The following is a 16,996-nucleotide window of genomic DNA, read 5'->3' as shown; positions in this document are numbered from 1 at the left end:
AGTTTTACTGGTGACAGTTACCGTGTGAAACACGCTTTATCGAATAGCTAATTACTAAGAACATAAGGGCTGGCAAAGTTCTAAACTTCTCGCTGCATTCTTCTAAACTTTTTGCTTGCAAAATACACTACGGTTGTCTTCAGTGCTTTTCTCGATCGAAACTTCAATCATGCCACCAACATCCTTATATTCGTTCTTGGTTTTCTGTCCAGATATGAAATTCCCTAGGGAGTAGACAACCAGCCCTTTTTCCCCGTCAGGTTTATCAATCCATTCAATTGGTTGTAAGACATGGGGATGATGCCCAAAAATAATATCAGCTCCAGCCTCCATAAATTGGTGAGCTAACTCTTTTTGCGTTTGATTTGGTGTCCTAGCATATTCTTCTCCCCAGTGTAAGGCAAGTAACACGACATCTGAATCTTTCTTGGCTTTATCAATATCGTGAAGAACTTGCTTTGGATCTAACATACTGACCAAATAATCTTTTCCTGCTGGAATAGGAACACCATTTGTTCCATAGGAGTAAGCTAAAATAGCGAGGTTAATTCCATTTACATTGACAATTCTTATTGTATTTTTGTCTTCTGGACTTTTAAAGGTCCCTGTGTAGAGAAGATTTTTCTTTTCATAATAATCAATCGCACTTAAAACCCCTTTTTCTCCTTTATCTAACATATGATTATTTGCCGTTGTCACCATATCAACACCAGCGTTCATACTGGCATCAACAATTTCATGAGGACTATTGAAACTGGGATAACTAGAAAGCCCTAATTTCGTACCACCCGGAACAGATTCTTGATTGGCAATTAAGAAATCCGGCTTTTGTAACAGTGAATACACCGGTTTAAACATAGGGTCAAAATCATAATGATCATTCTTAGTTAAAGCATCATTATACACTGTATCATGAATTAAAATATCGCCAATCCCCGCTATTACAGCTTCTGTTTTGAATTGTTTAGGAATATGCTGAAAACTGCTTTGGATATTCCGCGTTATTTTATGGTTAAAAGGAGTGGTTGTTTTTTGAAAAATAACTAATCCTATAAGGCTAATAATCAATAAAAAAGTAAGAGAGACTGTCCCTATCAATCGTTTGTTTTTTGTCAAATCTCTCCCTCCTCCTCATTACTATAACCAATTCACTTTAGGTTCAGTTTTATCTCGAATTCTCTTAATATTGGTTCGATGTCGTATAATCACAAAAGCCGCTAAAAGAGCAACGACAAAAAACAAAAGATAATCCTTTGTAAATAACATATTGATGAGTGAATATATAATGGCGAAAATGGCTACAATTATCGATGATAAAGATACGTATTTAGAAAGCTTTAAGCCAATTAAAAATACAACAACTAAGGAAATAAAGAGGATAGGATCATAGCCTAGTAAGATTCCTCCAGAAGTTGCAACAGCCTTCCCACCACGGAAACTAGCAAAAATCGGAAACATATGACCAATAACGGCAAAGATTCCAGGGATTAAGGGGTGGAGTTCACTGCCAAACATCATAGGTAAAAAAATGGTCACTGTTCCTTTCAAGATGTCTGCTAAAATCACAACGGACCCAGCTTTTTTTCCTAAAGTTCGAAAAGAATTGGTGGCTCCTAAATTCCCGCTTCCATGTTCACGAATATCTATTCCATAAAATACTTTACCAACAATTAAGCCGGAAGGAATGGACCCAATTAAATAGGCCACTAAAAGTATGAATACATATTGCATAAGCATTGCTCCTTTTAAAATGCGTCAAATGTGTCCAAATAGGACAATCATTGTTCACTTATTGTACCATGAAGGAACTGTAAATGAAAAAACATTTTTCCATCGCAGGCTTCTTTTAGACGCTTTCGCTTGAATCTTTTTCAGGATTACACTAACATTTAGATAGATATGAAATGTTGCTGAGGAGGTTGTGTATGTCCATTCAAAATCCAAGTCGCAGGAAAATTGCTGAAATTCTTCATAAGGCAAAAAGAATCGCTGTCGTAGGATTAAGTAATCAACCAAGTCGAACTTCTTATTCAGTTGCGAAAGCAATGAAGGATGCTGGTTATGAGATTATTCCAGTCAACCCTACAGTAGATGAAGTCTTTGGCATAAAAGCTGTTCCTTCTTTAAGGGAGATCCATGGACATATAGACATCGTAAATATTTTTAGACGACCGGAGTATTTGCCAGAACTTGCAAAAGAATTTGACGAGATCGATGCAGATGTATTTTGGGCCCAACTTGGCATAGAGAACCAAGAAGCTTATGACTTTTTAACAAAAAAAGGATATACCGTGATCATGAACCGCTGTATTAAAGTGGAACATGTGATGACGAGATCAAAATAAGCGCAGAGTGGCGCTTATTTTTTTACATAAGGGAAGTACATTGAATTCTAACAGCGATTTGCCAAAATCGATGATTCAGTTATATTATAAGACATATGTGCGATATTATGATATGATTAACAAGGGAACGTACGTTTTATTAAGAGATATGGGAATTAGGCACGTTTGCGTTTTTGTTCTTTGTGTCGTTTTTTGAAAGGGGAATTTTGTGTGACCAATCTTAAAAATAAAGAGTTTGCATATAATGATGATTCTATACAAGTATTAGAAGGATTAGAAGCTGTTAGAAAACGCCCAGGGATGTATATTGGGTCAACAGATGCACGTGGATTGCATCACCTTGTCTATGAGATCGTGGACAACTCCGTTGATGAAGCGTTAGCGGGTTATGGAAATGAGATTACGATCACCCTTCACCGTGATCAAAGTGTGACTGTAGAGGATAGAGGACGAGGCATGCCGACGGGGATCCATCATACAGGAAGACCTACAACAGAAGTCATCCTTACAGTACTACATGCTGGAGGAAAGTTTGGACAAGGTGGTTATAAAACAAGTGGGGGCCTTCATGGAGTAGGGGCTTCCGTGGTAAATGCCTTATCAGAATGGTTGGTTGTGACCATTAAACGAGATGGCTTTATTTACGAGCAAAAGTTTCATCAAGGCGGTAAACCGGAAACGACGCTAGAAAAGTTAGGACCAACCAAACAAAGTGGAACAAAAATTCAATTTAAACCAGATCCGAGCATATTTAGTGTGACAGAATTTAATTACGATACTTTATGTGAAAGGTTGCGGGAATCAGCCTTTTTATTAAAAGGATTGAAGATTGAGATTATTGATCAGCGTTTTGATCAAAAAGATGTCTTTTTCTATGAAAATGGCATCGAAGCTTTTGTTCAATATTTGAATGAAGAAAAAGACAGTCTCCACCCGGTTGCTTATTTTGAAGGTGAAGCGAATGAAATTGAAGTAGAATTTTCCTTTCAATTTAACGATGGCTTTTCCGAAAATATGCTATCGTTTGTCAATAATGTAAGAACGAAGGATGGGGGTACTCATGAAGCAGGGGCTAGGGCTGCTATGACGCGAGTATTCAATGATTATGCTAGAAGAACAGGATTATTAAAGGAAAAAGATAAAAATCTTGAAGGATCAGATATAAGAGAAGGATTAGCCGCCATTGTTTCGGTTAAAGTGCCGGAAGGAAAACTACAGTTTGAAGGCCAAACGAAAGGAAAACTTGGAACCGCGGAGGCACGGTCAGCGGTAGATACAGTGATATCAGAGCATTTATCCTATTTTCTGGCAGAAAATCATGATGTTAGTTCATTATTAACGAAAAAGGCGATAAAGGCAGCGCAGGCAAGAGAAGCGGCTCGTAAAGCACGGGAGGAAGCGCGTAGTGGGAAAAAACGCCGTAAGACGGAAGCCATCCTTTCTGGGAAGTTAACTCCTGCTCAATCCCGGAATCCACAAAAGAACGAGCTTTATTTAGTGGAGGGAGATTCCGCAGGTGGTTCAGCCAAGCAAGGTCGGGATCGGAAGTTTCAAGCTGTTCTCCCTTTGCGTGGAAAAGTCATCAACACGGAAAAAGCCAAGCTACAAGATATATTTAAAAATGAAGAGATCAATACCATTATTCATACGATTGGCGCGGGTGTTGGGCCTGATTTTAATTTAGAGGACGTCAATTACGATAAAGTGGTCATTATGACGGATGCAGATACAGATGGAGCCCATATTCAAGTATTGTTACTTACATTTTTCTATCGTTATATGAAACCGTTAATGGAAGCAGGGAAAGTGTTTATTGCCCTTCCACCTCTTTATAAAGTAAGCAAAGGGAGCGGGAAAAAGGAAAAAATTGAATATGCGTGGACAGATGAAGAATTGGATAGTGTAATTCAAAAGGTCGGGAAAGGGTATATGCTTCAACGCTATAAAGGTCTTGGTGAAATGAATGCCGATCAATTGTGGGAAACAACGATGAATCCAGATACGAGGACACTCATTCGAGTGCGGATTGATGATATTGCTCGTGCCGAAAGAAGAGTGACAACATTGATGGGCGACAAAGTGGAACCACGACGAAAATGGATTGAAAATAATGTTCAATTTGGATTGGAAGAAGACCAAAGTATTTTAGAAAATGATAATTTGATGTTAGATGGGGGCCCTGGTTTATCATGAGTATTCAAGAAAAGTTTCAAGATTTGGCATTAGAAGAAGTCATTGGCGACCGTTTTGGCAGATATAGTAAATATATTATTCAAGACCGTGCATTACCTGATGCCAGAGATGGACTAAAACCGGTGCAACGACGTATTCTATATGCCATGCATATGGAAGGAAATACAGCGGAAAAAGGATTTCGGAAATCGGCCAAAACAGTCGGGAATGTCATTGGGAATTACCATCCACACGGTGATACTTCTGTTTATGATGCGATGGTAAGAATGAGCCAATCATGGAAAGTTCGCAATATGCTTGTTGATATGCATGGAAACAACGGAAGTATTGACGGGGATCCAGCTGCGGCTATGCGTTATACGGAAGCAAGATTATCGAAAGTTTCTTCCGAGCTTTTAAGAGATATTGAAAAACGAACAGTCGATTTTGTTCCTAATTTTGATGATACCTCTTCTGAACCGATTGTCCTCCCAGCGCGTTTTCCAAACTTACTTGTCAATGGCTCTACAGGAATTTCTGCGGGATATGCTACAGAAATCCCCCCCCACCATCTAGGTGAAGTGATTGATGCAGTCATCATGCGAATGGATAAGCCAACTTCTCAAGTTGAAGATTTAATGAAGGCAATCAAAGGCCCTGATTTTCCAACTGGCGGAATCATTCAAGGGGTAGATGGCATAAAAAAGGCTTATGAAACCGGCCGGGGGAGAATTATTGTTAGAGCGAAGACGGAGATTGAAACGATTAGGGGAGGAAAAGAACAAATCGTGATTACAGAAATCCCCTATGATGTCAATAAAGCCAGTCTTGTCAAGAAAATGGATGAATTCCGGATTGATCGAAAACTTGAAGGAATTGCCGAAGTGCGAGATGAAACGGATCGAACTGGTTTAAGAATTGTAATAGAATTAAAAAAAGAAGCTGATTCCCAAAGTGTTTTAAATTACTTATTCAAAAATAGTGATTTACAGGTGAATTATAACTTCAATATGGTCGCAATTGACCAGCGTCGTCCTAAATTAATGGGGCTCTGTGATTTGTTAGATGCCTATATTGCCCATCAAAAGGAAGTGATTACAAATCGCTCTCGGTTCGACCTTGAAAAAGCAAAAGAAAGACACCATATTGTCGAAGGACTGATGAAGGCACTTTCCGTGTTAGATGAAGTGATTGCGACGATCAGAGCTTCTAAAGATAAACGGAATGCGAAAGATAATTTAATCGCTAAGTTCGCCTTTACTGAAAAACAAGCAGAAGCGATCGTTTCATTGCAACTTTATCGACTAACCAATACGGATGTCACGGCTTTACAAGCTGAAGCGGAAGAATTACTAAAAACCATTAGTCAGCTATCTGCTATCCTTGCAAGTGATCAAAAATTATTATCTGTAATAAAAAAAGAACTAAAAGAAATTAAAAAGAAGTATCAAGATGAGCGGAGAACAGTGATTGAGGAAAAGATTTCTGAGATTAAAATAAATCTAGAAGTGATGATCCCGAGTGAAGATGTGATCGCTACCGTTACAAGAGAAGGTTATATTAAACGAACAAGTCTTCGCTCTTTTGCTGCTTCTAACGGTCAAGATCTTGCTATGAAAGAAACAGATCGTCTTCTATTACAGCAAGAAGTGAATACGACCGATACTTTATTAATCTTTACGAATAAAGGGAATTATTTATTTTTCCCTGTTCACGAATTACCTGATATTAGATGGAAAGATATGGGACAACATATTGCTTCTCTGATCCCGATCGAACGTCATGAAGAAATTGTAAAAGTGATTCATGTAAAAGAGTTTGAGGAAGCAATCAATCTTGTGTTTATAACGAAAAACGGGATGGTCAAGAAAAGTTCACTTGCAGCCTATAAAGCGATGCGTTATTCAAAACCGCTTGTGGCCATTAATTTAAAAGAGCAGGACGAGTTAATTGAGATCTTTTTAACGGATGGCCAGCAGGACCTTATCTTTGCGACCCACTTTGGGTATGTCCTCTGGTATCCGGAATCGGAAGTAGGAATTGTGGGACCTAGGGCGGCAGGAGTTAAAGCGATTAGTTTAAAACAGGGAGATTTCGTCATTGGAGCAGATCATATCTCTTTAGACACTCAACCTTCTGAAAAAGCAATTTGTATTGTTACTCATCGGGGAGCCATTAAAAAAATGCGCCTTTCTGAGTTTGAACGGGCTGCAAGAGCTAAACGAGGCCTTATTACTCTAAGGGAATTAAAAAATAATCCACATCGTTTGATTGGCATGCAGGTTATAGACGAACAAGATGAGCTTATTATAAGAACTGAAAATGGAAAAGAAGAAATCATCCCAGCATCTACTCTTAGATTTAATGACCGGTATTCCAATGGTTCATTTATAATGGATGAGAAAACAGATGGTAAGACTACCCTTCTTTATAAAAAAGCAACCAACAACAATAATGACTGATCCAGAGCAATGAAGACATCAAGTACATTTCAAATAATGTACTTGATGTCTTTTTTCTTTTAAAAATAACTCAGAATAAGTAGAGGTAAAAAAAGTTATTTTTTTCAATAAAGTTATAAATATACTATTGTATTTATTTTTATTCACAGTATAATAATAAATATCCAATAAATTTCAAAGATTAACATAGTGGTAACACGTGTTAGATGAATATAAGCACGGAAACTTATACTGGAAATATACAGTTATGCACGAATTATTAGGAGTGAAATGAATGAAAACAGGAATTGTGGGTGCGACGGGTTACGGTGGAGCGGAATTACTGAGAATTTTACAGGCACATCCAGAATTCTCGATTACATCCTTATACACATCCTCACAGAAAGGCAAAAACATTGAAGAACATTATCCACATTTAACTGGACTGTTCCCACAAAAATTAGAAGAGATTAATCCAGTAAAAATGGCAGAGGAAACGGACCTTATTTTTTTAGCTACGCCTTCGGGGATTTCATCAAAGCTAGCACCAGAGCTCGTAGAAAATGGTTGTTCGGTTATTGATTTATCTGGAGATTTTCGCATTAAAAATCAAGCGAAATATGAACAATGGTACAAGAAAGAAGCGGCTGATCTCTTTTGGATTGAAGAAGCTGTCTATTCTTTACCAGAACTGAATCGGGAGAAAGTGAAGGGTGCGAAATTCATTTCGAATCCAGGTTGCTATCCAACAGCTACCATATTGGGGCTTGCACCATTAGTGAAAGAAAATTTACTAGCAGAGAATTCTATCATTATAGATGCAAAATCAGGGGTTTCCGGTGCTGGGCAATCCGCAAGTTTAGCAACTATATACAGTGAATTGAATGAGAATTTGAAAGTATACAAAGTGAACCAACACCAACATATTCCAGAAATTGAGCAGATGTTGGAAAGTTTGGGATATAAATCACCTATTACATTTCAAACACACTTAATACCGATGACGAGAGGGATTATGGCAACCATATACGGAAGGATAGATACCAAAATAACGAAAGAAGAAATTTGGGACCTTTATCAACAATTCTATTCAGATGAACCCTTTGTTAGATTGAGAAAGTTAGGGAGTTTTCCAACGACAAAAGAGGTAACAGGTTCTAACTTCTGTGATATCGGACTAGATTTTGATGAACGAACCTCAAGAGTAACCATTGTCTCAGTGATCGACAATTTAATGAAAGGAGCTGCAAGCCAAGCAGTTCAAAATGCGAATATTATGTTCGGATTGGAAGAAACATTAGGACTTCAGTTTAGTCCTGTATATCCATAGACCGGTTTTAGAGGAGTGTTCATAATGGAAATAGCTAGTAAACAATTGATTTCAAAAGTAAAAGAGGGAAGTATTGTATCACCTCAGGGTTATTCTGCCGCTGGTCTTCACACGAAGGTAAAGCGTAAAAGGAACGATTTAGGAGTATTATATAGTGAGGTTCCGGCAGAGGCAGCTGCGGTTTATACATTAAATCAAATTATTGCTGCTCCTCTTCTAGCTACGAAAGAAAGTATAGCAAAAGAAGGAAAAATTCAAGCAGTCGTGATTAATAGTGGAAATGCAAATGCATGCATGGGAAAGCAGGGGTATTTAGATGCTGAAACGATGAAGAAATCTGTTTCAGAACGATTTTCCATTCAAGATCATTTTGTTGCAGTCGCATCAACAGGAGTAATCGGCGAAAAAATGCCAATGGATAAAATTATCTCAGGTATTCAAAAGCTTACACCTGCCAAAACGACACAAGCCGCTTATGACTTTAATGAATCTATTTTAACAACTGATACTTGTATGAAATCAACTTGTTATGAAGCCTATATTGATGGCCAGAAAATTACAATGGGAGGATCAGCAAAAGGGTCTGGAATGATTGCGCCTAATATGGCGACGATGTTAGGGTTTATCACAACGGATGCCAATATCCCCCATCAACATTTACAAACCGCTTTAGGAGATGTTACGAATGAAACCTTTAATCGAATTACGGTGGATGGGGATACATCTACAAATGATATGGTGCTCGTTATGGCGAATGGTTTAGCCGAAAATAATCCACTTTCACCGGCCCATGAGGAGTGGGAGACCTTCACTCAATTATTAAAGCAAGTTTGTGAAGATCTTGCTATCATGATTGCAAAAGATGGAGAGGGGGCCACGAAGTTAATCGAGGTAACGGTAAATGGGGCTATTTCCTCTGATGATGCTGGAAAATGTGCCAAAACAGTAGTAGGGTCAGATTTAGTTAAAACCATGGTTTATGGTTCAGATCCAAATTGGGGGCGCCTAATGATGGCGATTGGAAGAAGCGGAATTACCTTAGATCCACATGCCATTGATATTGAAATTGGCCCCTATTCACTACTTAAAAATAGTGAACCCACTCATTACAACGAAGAACAATTAAGTCAGTATTTAAATAATGAAAAAGTCGAAATTATCATCAATTTAAATATAGGAAATGGCTCTGGCAAAGCATGGGGCTGTGATCTTACCTATGATTATGTCCGCATCAATGCTAGTTACCGCACGTAATTGGAGGGAAAGCAAAATGGAAAAGATTATTGTCATCAAATGCGGTGGCAGCATGATTGATGACTTGTCTGAAAAATTCTTCATGGATATAAAAGAAATGCAAGACCAAGGATTTAAGCCGATCATTGTCCATGGAGGCGGCCCCGCGATTAATCGTCTCTTAAGTGATTTACAAATAGAGTCAGAATTTATTAATGGGTTAAGAAAGACGACAGAGGAAGTAATGGAAGTTGTCGAAATGGTTTTATCCGGAAGTATTACGAATAAGCTTGTTCGTGCTTTGCATTTAAATGGGATTTCTGCCATTGGGATGACTGGATCTGACAGCGGGCTCATTCAAGCGAAAGCAAAGGACTTTGAGAAACTTGGTCTTGTCGGTGAGATTACAACCATCAATCATGAAATTCTACTAAAATTATTATCAATGAATCTTGTTCCAGTTATTTCTCCCATTGCCATTAGTGAAAATTCGAATGGATATTATAATGTGAATGCAGACTCAGCGGCAGCTGCGATTGCTGTAGCAGTAAATGCCGAAAAGATTTTATTCGTAACAGATGTATCCGGTATTTTAAAGGATAAACAAGTTATTGAGACAGTTTCCCAACATGAGGTGCAATCACTGATTCAAGAGGGCGTAATTACAGGGGGAATGATTCCTAAAGTATCGGCCGCTCTTAAATGCCTTGAAGGTGGAATGGATCAAGTTATGATTGTCAGTGGAAAAACTCCTTTATATAGAGAAGGACAATTTATTGGTACAACGATTCTAAAAGAACAGAAAGTGGTGAGCTTTTAATGACCTATTTATTTGAAAATTACGGACGGTGGGATTTAGAACTAGTATCAGGTAAGGGTACACTAGTTATGGATAAAAACGAAAAAAAATACTTGGATTTTTCATCTGGTATTGGTGTTTGCAATTTAGGTCATTGTCACCCAGAAGTTGTAGCAGCGTTAACAGATCAGGCTAAGACATTGTGGCATACTTCCAATTTATTTAAAAGTTCTATGCAAGAAGAAGTGGCAGAGCAGCTCACAAAATACTCCGAAGGAAATGCCGTTTTCTTTTGCAATAGTGGGGCAGAGGCAAATGAGGCCGCGATTAAATTAGCACGGAAATATACGGGGAAATCTAAGATTATTACATTTTATCAATCCTTTCACGGACGCACGTTTGCTACAATGGCTGCAACTGGCCAAGATAAAGTGAAGCAAGGTTTTGGCGCCATGTTAGAAACCTTTGTCCATCTCCCTTTCAACAATATTGAGGCGTTGGAAAAAGAGATCGATCAAGAAACAGCGGCTGTTATGCTTGAAGTTATTCAGGGGGAAGGTGGCGTTCATCCAGCCACAAAGGAATTTTTACAAGCGACAGAAAGATTATGTAAAGAATATGGTGCATTATTGATCATAGATGAGGTGCAGACAGGGATCGGAAGAACAGGAAAACCTTTTGCTTATCAACATTATTCTATCTCTCCGGATATTATGACTTTAGCCAAAGGCCTGGGAAATGGAATTCCAGTTGGCGCTATGATTGGCAAAGAGAAATTAAAAGGAGCTTTTACACCAGGGAGTCATGGTTCTACTTTTGGCGGTAATCCACTCGCGATGTCTGCGGCTAAGGCGACACTTAAACTTATTTTTCAAGAAAATCTCCTTATAGAAGTTACTGAGAAAGGCGAATATTTAGTAGGGAAATTAGAAGAGATATTCTCAAAATGCCCTACATTTAAAAGTATTCGACATAAAGGACTGATGGTTGGAATTGAATTTTCAGAGGAAGTAGTGCCTTTAATGGCTGAACTGAGAAAGAATGGATTAATTGTATTAAATGCTGGACCCCATGTTTTGCGTCTGCTTCCACCATTAACTGTCACGAAAGAAGAAATCGATCAAGCGATTGAGGTAATGAATTCAACTTTATCTCAAACTGTATAGTTGGTTATTTTTTTGAAATAAAATGTATAAAAATTCATATGTAACTATAAAGATACAAAAGGAGTCGGTATGAATGAAAGGGATCATTCAATTAGCCAATAATAAACAATATACCGGCCAATGGCACGGGGATGTGACCCATTGCAAAGGGCAAGTGATTTTTTATACAGGGATGGGAAATTTCTTAGAATTTATGACAGATCCGGAGACAAAGGGGAAAATTGTGGTCGCAACTTACCCAGGGATTCTTGATTCCCATTTTGACCCTTCTAAGTTTGAGAGTGATGACTTACAACTTACGGCTTTAATCATTCAACAAGAATTGTTTGTTCAATCCGAGAGAGAGAAGAACTGGCTTGCGTTTTTTAAAGAAAAAGGGATTCCGATTATGAGTGGAATGGATACTCGCACAATCATCAAGCAGTTATTAAAGGATGGAGAAATATCTGCGAAAATGACAGCTGACCATCATAAGTTGGAGCCTAAATTCGACGATCAGAAGTCGACAAGTCACGAAAAGACGAAAGTGTTAAATCCAACTGGAAAGACAAATCTGGTTGTACTTAATTTCGGAATTAAAAAGTCATTACTTGCTTGGTTAAAAGGTTTCCATTGTAAACTCACGATTCTTTCTGCTGAGACATCCGCTTCCACCATTGCTGAACTCAAACCTGATGGTGTGATCTTTTCTGGAGGGAGCGGCCATCCCGCTGATTATCAACAATATTTCGAAGACTATGCTAAAGTAGCAAAATCATATCCTACGATTGCTTTTGGTTTAGGACATCAAATTCTCGCCCTTGCCTTTGGAGCGAATGTTGAAAAAATGAAATGGGGACACAGAGGTTTTAAGCAAGCAACCTATCACACCTCCACCCAGCAGGTGTATTTAACAAATCAGAATCATGGTTATCATATTTCTTTACAAAACCTTGAAGAGACGGGATTTAAACCATCTTTTCTTTCTGTTCAAGACGGTGATATTGAAGGGTTAATTCACAAGGATTTTCCGATAGCAACTTACCAATTTCATCCTGATGGAACTAATTTTAAACTCGAATCACTTATAAAAGATGCTTATTTTCAACAATTGGAGCAAAGTAAAGGGGAAAAGTTGTATGCCGAAGCGAAATGACATCAAGAAAGTGCTCGTGATTGGTTCGGGGCCAATTATGATTGGTCAGGCTGCAGAATTTGATTATGCTGGTACACAAGCTTGCTTAGCTTTGAAAGAAGAAGGCATCGAAGTCGTATTGGTTAATAACAATCCAGCTACAATCATGACAGATGAACAAATAGCAGATATCGTTTATTTTGAGCCAATGACAGTGGAAAGTATTGAAAAAATTATTGAAAAAGAAAAACCAGATGCTATCCTCGGCACCTTAGGAGGTCAAACAGGACTCAATTTAACGGTTAAATTATATGAGGAAGGCATTCTCGAACAAAATAACGTAGAAGTGCTAGGGACTTCCCCTGAATCGATTCGCCAGGGGGAGGATCGAGAGGCATTCCGTGCTTTAATGCATGAATTAAAGGAGCCTGTTCCAGAAAGTGAAATTATTCATACCGTCGAAGAAGCGGTAAATTTCGCTACTGGCATAGGCTATCCTGTTATTATTCGACCAGCCTACACACTTGGAGGTGGCGGAGGTGGAATTGTTTCTTCGGAGGCAGAGCTAATCTCCGTCGTTAAAAAGGGATTAGAAGCAAGTCCGATTACTCAATGTTTAATCGAAAAAAGTATTGCTGGTTTTAAAGAATTAGAATTTGAAATGATCCGCGATCATAATGATACTTGTATTACGATTTGTAGTATGGAAAATTTTGACCCTGTTGGTGTACACACAGGCGATTCCATTGTCATCGCTCCCCAGCAAACATTAAGTAGTGATGAATATGCGGCATTATATACATCGGCTGTTAAAATTATTCGCGCATTAAAAATTATCGGCGGATGTAATATCCAGTTTGCACAAGATCCGCATTCTAGCCAATATTACCTTATTGAAGTCAATCCAAGATTAAGTCGTTCTTCTGCCTTGGCATCCAAGGCTACCGGTTACCCGATAGCAAAAATGGCGGCTAAGCTTTCTTTAGGCTATCATTTACATGAACTAATCAATCCAGTGACAGGTGTTACTTTTGCTAGTATGGAACCAGTTGTAGATTACACAGTAGTGAAAATGCCTAGATGGCCATTTGATAAGTTTACGGATGCTGACCGTAAATTGGGGACCCAAATGAAAGCAACAGGAGAAATTATGGCGATTGATCGTCAGTTACCAGGTGCTTTGCAGAAAGCGATTCGTTCATTAGAAATGCCGACATTGGGTCTCGAATTTAAAGGTCTTTCAGACTATCAAGATGAAGAGTTGTGGCAATCTGTCTTGCTTCCTGACGATATCCGTTTTTTCTCAATTTTGGAACTTATGAGAAGGGGGATTACGGTTAAAGAAATATATGATGCCACATCTATTCAAACTTTTTTCTTAGAAAACCTTGATCTCTTAGTCAAAATGGAGAAAAAAATAAAAGAGACAAATTTATCACAAATTGAAAAAGACTTTTTCAAAAAAGTGAAGGGACTTGGTTTTTCTGATGACTGGTTAGCCCATATTTGGCAAACGAGTTTAAAACAGGTCAGGTTAAAGCAAAAAGAATTAGGATTACAACCTGTTTATAATATGGTTGATTCATGTGCAGGTGTATATCCGGCTGCGGCCCCTTATTTTTACTCAACATGGAAAGGAAAAGGGGATACATTCGAGAAGAAGGATAAACCAAAAGTGGCAATCATTGGTTCAGGACCTGTAAGAATAGGGCAAGGAATTGAATTTGATTATTGCACTGTGCATGGCGTCTTAGCCTTAAAAAAAGCTGGTTATGAGGCCATTTTGATTAATAATAATCCAGGTACTGTCAGTACTGATTTTCAAATAGCTGATCGTTTATATTTTGAGCCTCTTTCCGCAGAAGATGTACTCAATGTGCTTGAATACGAGCAACCTGATGGCGTGATTATCCAATTAGGAGGGCAAACTTCTATTAATTTAGCGAAAGCCTTAGAAGAAAATGATATTCCACTGCTTTCTATTTCACAAGAGCAGATTGATATTTTTGAAGATCGTGATCGCTTTTATACATTATTACAAAGTTTGCAAATCCCTCATATTCCAGGTGTTTCCGCAGCAAATGAAGAGGAATTATTGGCAAAGGTAAAAGAGGTAGGCTACCCGCTTCTATTACGTCCTTCTTATGTCATTGGTGGTCAAGGGATGCTCATTATAGAGCAGGAAAAAGAATTGCAGAAGCATCTGCATAAAATCGTCTATCCTGTGTTATTGGATGCTTACTATAAAGGGAAAGAGATGGAAATAGATGTCATATCAAATGGTCATGAAATTTATGTTCCCGGATTTTTTGAACATGTAGAAAAAGCGGGTGTCCACTCTGGTGACAGTATGGCGGTAACACCTCCAATCTCCATTTCTGAAGAAGATCAGCAAAAAGCTTTTCATTTTGCAGAAAAGATAGCGAGGGAACTCGGCTTTAAAGGTATTTTTAATGTACAATTTGTCTTATATAAGGGTGAAGTGTATGTATTAGAGGTAAATCCAAGAGCTTCCCGTACTGTTCCAATTATTAGTAAAATGACTGGCGTAAATTTGATCGAAGAATGTATCGATATTCTGCTTGGGAAAGATGTTATAAGGGATAGGCAGATTAAGCAAGATTATTATGCGATTAAAAGCCCCGTTTTTTCTACGGGAAAACTTGATGGTGTCGATCCCATTTTAACTCCGGAAATGAAATCGACAGGCGAAGTTATTGCCTTTGGGCACACTTTTGATGAAGCCCTAACGAAGGCCATAAATTGGGATGGTCGTTCTATTCGGAAAGATTCAGCTATCTATGTGGATGTCGATGAAGCAGATTCTGCTAAGATTCAAGAGGTTTTAAATCAATATGATGTCGCAATAACGGATGCTCCTTTTAACGAATGGTTAAAAAATAGTAGAGGTTCTATTCTTGTTAGTTTCTCGGAAACAGAACAGGCTGCGAACAAAAGAATGGCTGCATCCGCAGCACAACACAAAGTCATCACAGAAATGGAAACTTTGTTAGCTTTTCTAAAAGTAATCAAGCAAGAAGCAGTTCCTCCCACATCTTTACATGAATGGCATCAAATAAAACAGAAAAAAGAGAAGGTGATGTAATGGAAACGATCGTCAATCAGTTAAAGGGAAGGGACTTCTTAACATTAGCTGACTTCACTTCGGAGGAAATCACACAACTAATTGAAAATGCGATTGAGTTAAAGAAATTACAAAAGCAAGGGATTCCTCACCATTACTTAAAAGGAAAAACTTTGGGGATGATTTTTGAAAAATCATCAACTAGAACTCGTGTTTCCTTTGAAGTGGGAATGAATCAACTAGGGGGCCACGCGTTATTTTTAAGTAGCAATGATATCCAACTAGGAAGAGGAGAAACGATCCCTGACACAGCTAAGGTCTTATCCCGTTATGTTGATGGGATTATGATTCGCTCTTATGAGCATGCTGGTGTAGAGGAATTAGCTGCTCACTCTGACGTTCCTGTAATCAATGCCCTAACAAATGATTTCCACCCGTGTCAAGCATTAGCTGACTTAATGACATTGTTTGAGGTGAAAGGGGAGTTAAAAGGCAAAAAACTAGCTTATATTGGTGATGGTAACAATATGGCACATTCGTTAATGATTGCCTGTGCAAAGCTAGGGGTTGATTGTTCGATCGCCTCTCCAAATGGATACGAGCCAAAACAAGATATTATTGACTTAACCTTAAAGATTGCAAATGAGACAGGATCTAGTATTCTTATAACAAATGATCCGAAAGAGGCTGTTCAAGATGTAGATGCCGTGTATACAGATGTTTGGACGAGCATGGGCTGGGAAGAGGAAGAGGCAGTTCGTTTAGAAACCTTTCAGCCTTATCAAGTAAATAGCCAGCTAATGGCTTATGCAGATAAAGAAGCTATTTTCCTTCATTGTTTGCCCGCTAAAAGAGAGCAAGAGGTAACTGCGGAAGTGATTGATGGTCCACAGTCGTTCGTCTTCGATGAAGCCGAGAATCGTTTACATGCTCAGAAGGCTTTAATGGTTGCATTAATGGGTTAGTAAACTATCAGCAAAAGACAAATCCATTAAATTTTAAAATTCCAGAAAGTTGATGTATAAACATTTTGGATAGGAAAAAAGGGGCATTCAATAGTCAAAAAAATGACTGATTGGATGCCCTTTTTTCTATGATGGGGAGGGAGAATTTACTGTTTCCAGAGAACCTAAACCATTCACCCATTATAGGCTATTTCCATACAATAAACTAACAATAAAAATAGGTAGTGTCAAAAATTCTATGAAAACAAAAGCCTAAAGTAGCTCTAAGGTCTAAATGTGGTGGTAAGCTGCCGCAATCGCTCTTGACAAACACGCCAATGGTTTGAATTCAGGCTAACAAGGGCGA

General features: G+C 38.4%; 12 protein-coding genes. 10 read left to right on the top strand and 2 right to left on the bottom strand.

The genetic code is table 11. The features are described 5' to 3' along the window. Positions 1-102: 102 nt before the first annotated feature. Together KI363_RS20115 and plsY are read right to left on the bottom strand one after the other, a co-directional pair. Complete coding sequence (locus tag KI363_RS20115; RefSeq protein ID WP_246516966.1) at positions 103-1,116, bottom strand: CapA family protein; 1,014 nt, start codon at positions 1,114-1,116, stop codon at positions 103-105. 21 nt (positions 1,117-1,137) lie between these two features. Further along, positions 1,138-1,737 carry a glycerol-3-phosphate 1-O-acyltransferase PlsY gene (gene plsY, locus KI363_RS20110; RefSeq protein ID WP_212967438.1) on the bottom strand — a complete coding sequence of 200 codons (600 nt, stop codon included), beginning with the start codon at positions 1,735-1,737 and terminating at the stop codon, positions 1,138-1,140. 188 nt (positions 1,738-1,925) lie between these two features. Here plsY and KI363_RS20105 point away from each other — a divergent pair, with 188 nt between their 5' ends. From KI363_RS20105 to argF, 10 genes are all read left to right on the top strand, one after another. After that, positions 1,926-2,345 carry a CoA-binding protein gene (locus KI363_RS20105; protein WP_212967437.1) on the top strand — a complete coding sequence of 140 codons (420 nt, stop codon included), beginning with the start codon at positions 1,926-1,928 and terminating at the stop codon, positions 2,343-2,345. Between the two features lie 210 nt (positions 2,346-2,555). After that, complete coding sequence (gene parE, locus KI363_RS20100; RefSeq protein ID WP_212967436.1) at positions 2,556-4,538, top strand: DNA topoisomerase IV subunit B; 1,983 nt, start codon at positions 2,556-2,558, stop codon at positions 4,536-4,538. Further along, positions 4,535-6,979, top strand: a complete 2,445-nt coding sequence (parC, locus tag KI363_RS20095; protein ID WP_212967435.1) for a DNA topoisomerase IV subunit A — start codon at positions 4,535-4,537, stop codon at positions 6,977-6,979. Before parE ends, parC begins: the two co-directional genes overlap by 4 nt. A gap of 274 nt (positions 6,980-7,253) precedes the next feature. Then, positions 7,254-8,288 carry an N-acetyl-gamma-glutamyl-phosphate reductase gene (gene argC, locus KI363_RS20090; protein WP_212967434.1) on the top strand — a complete coding sequence of 345 codons (1,035 nt, stop codon included), beginning with the start codon at positions 7,254-7,256 and terminating at the stop codon, positions 8,286-8,288. Between the two features lie 24 nt (positions 8,289-8,312). Further along, positions 8,313-9,542, top strand: coding sequence for a bifunctional glutamate N-acetyltransferase/amino-acid acetyltransferase ArgJ (gene argJ, locus KI363_RS20085; protein ID WP_281414148.1), 1,230 nt, complete (start codon positions 8,313-8,315; stop codon positions 9,540-9,542). A gap of 16 nt (positions 9,543-9,558) precedes the next feature. Continuing rightward, positions 9,559-10,341 (top strand): acetylglutamate kinase, encoded by a 783-nt coding sequence (gene argB / locus KI363_RS20080; protein ID WP_158323633.1) that lies wholly within the window; start codon positions 9,559-9,561, stop codon positions 10,339-10,341. Continuing rightward, the gene (gene argD / locus KI363_RS20075; protein ID WP_212967433.1) at positions 10,341-11,486 is read left to right on the top strand and encodes an acetylornithine transaminase; all 1,146 of its coding nucleotides are present in this window, start codon (positions 10,341-10,343) and stop codon (positions 11,484-11,486) included. Before argB ends, argD begins: the two co-directional genes overlap by 1 nt. Positions 11,487-11,559: 73 nt before the next feature. Further along, the gene (locus KI363_RS20070; protein ID WP_212967432.1) at positions 11,560-12,621 is read left to right on the top strand and encodes a carbamoyl phosphate synthase small subunit; all 1,062 of its coding nucleotides are present in this window, start codon (positions 11,560-11,562) and stop codon (positions 12,619-12,621) included. Further along, positions 12,605-15,706, top strand: coding sequence for a carbamoyl-phosphate synthase (glutamine-hydrolyzing) large subunit (gene carB, locus KI363_RS20065; protein WP_212967431.1), 3,102 nt, complete (start codon positions 12,605-12,607; stop codon positions 15,704-15,706). The genes KI363_RS20070 and carB overlap by 17 nt, the downstream gene beginning before the upstream one ends. Next, positions 15,706-16,650, top strand: coding sequence for an ornithine carbamoyltransferase (gene argF, locus KI363_RS20060; protein WP_212967430.1), 945 nt, complete (start codon positions 15,706-15,708; stop codon positions 16,648-16,650). The genes carB and argF overlap by 1 nt, the downstream gene beginning before the upstream one ends. Positions 16,651-16,996: the final 346 nt, after the last annotated feature.

Origin of the sequence: Lederbergia ruris (assembly GCF_018332955.1) — a bacterium.
GTDB classification, from domain to species: Bacteria; Bacillota; Bacilli; order Bacillales; family Bacillaceae_C; genus Lederbergia; species Lederbergia ruris.
The sequence above is the reverse complement of the archived record's forward strand: the minus strand, read 5'-3'. Positions and strand labels throughout refer to the sequence as shown.

What these genes read in the sequence shown, in the direction of transcription:
- argF (WP_212967430.1), top strand. Translation starts at nt 15,706, where the DNA reads ATGGAAACGATCGTCAATCAGTTAAAGGGAAGGGACTTCTTAACATTA.
- parC (WP_212967435.1), top strand. Translation starts at nt 4,535, where the DNA reads ATGAGTATTCAAGAAAAGTTTCAAGATTTGGCATTAGAAGAAGTCATT.
- carB (WP_212967431.1), top strand. Translation starts at nt 12,605, where the DNA reads ATGCCGAAGCGAAATGACATCAAGAAAGTGCTCGTGATTGGTTCGGGG.
- plsY (WP_212967438.1), bottom strand. Translation starts at nt 1,737, where the DNA reads ATGCTTATGCAATATGTATTCATACTTTTAGTGGCCTATTTAATTGGG.
- KI363_RS20105 (WP_212967437.1), top strand. Translation starts at nt 1,926, where the DNA reads ATGTCCATTCAAAATCCAAGTCGCAGGAAAATTGCTGAAATTCTTCAT.
- argB (WP_158323633.1), top strand. Translation starts at nt 9,559, where the DNA reads ATGGAAAAGATTATTGTCATCAAATGCGGTGGCAGCATGATTGATGAC.
- KI363_RS20070 (WP_212967432.1), top strand. Translation starts at nt 11,560, where the DNA reads ATGAAAGGGATCATTCAATTAGCCAATAATAAACAATATACCGGCCAA.
- argC (WP_212967434.1), top strand. Translation starts at nt 7,254, where the DNA reads ATGAAAACAGGAATTGTGGGTGCGACGGGTTACGGTGGAGCGGAATTA.
- argD (WP_212967433.1), top strand. Translation starts at nt 10,341, where the DNA reads ATGACCTATTTATTTGAAAATTACGGACGGTGGGATTTAGAACTAGTA.
- argJ (WP_281414148.1), top strand. Translation starts at nt 8,313, where the DNA reads ATGGAAATAGCTAGTAAACAATTGATTTCAAAAGTAAAAGAGGGAAGT.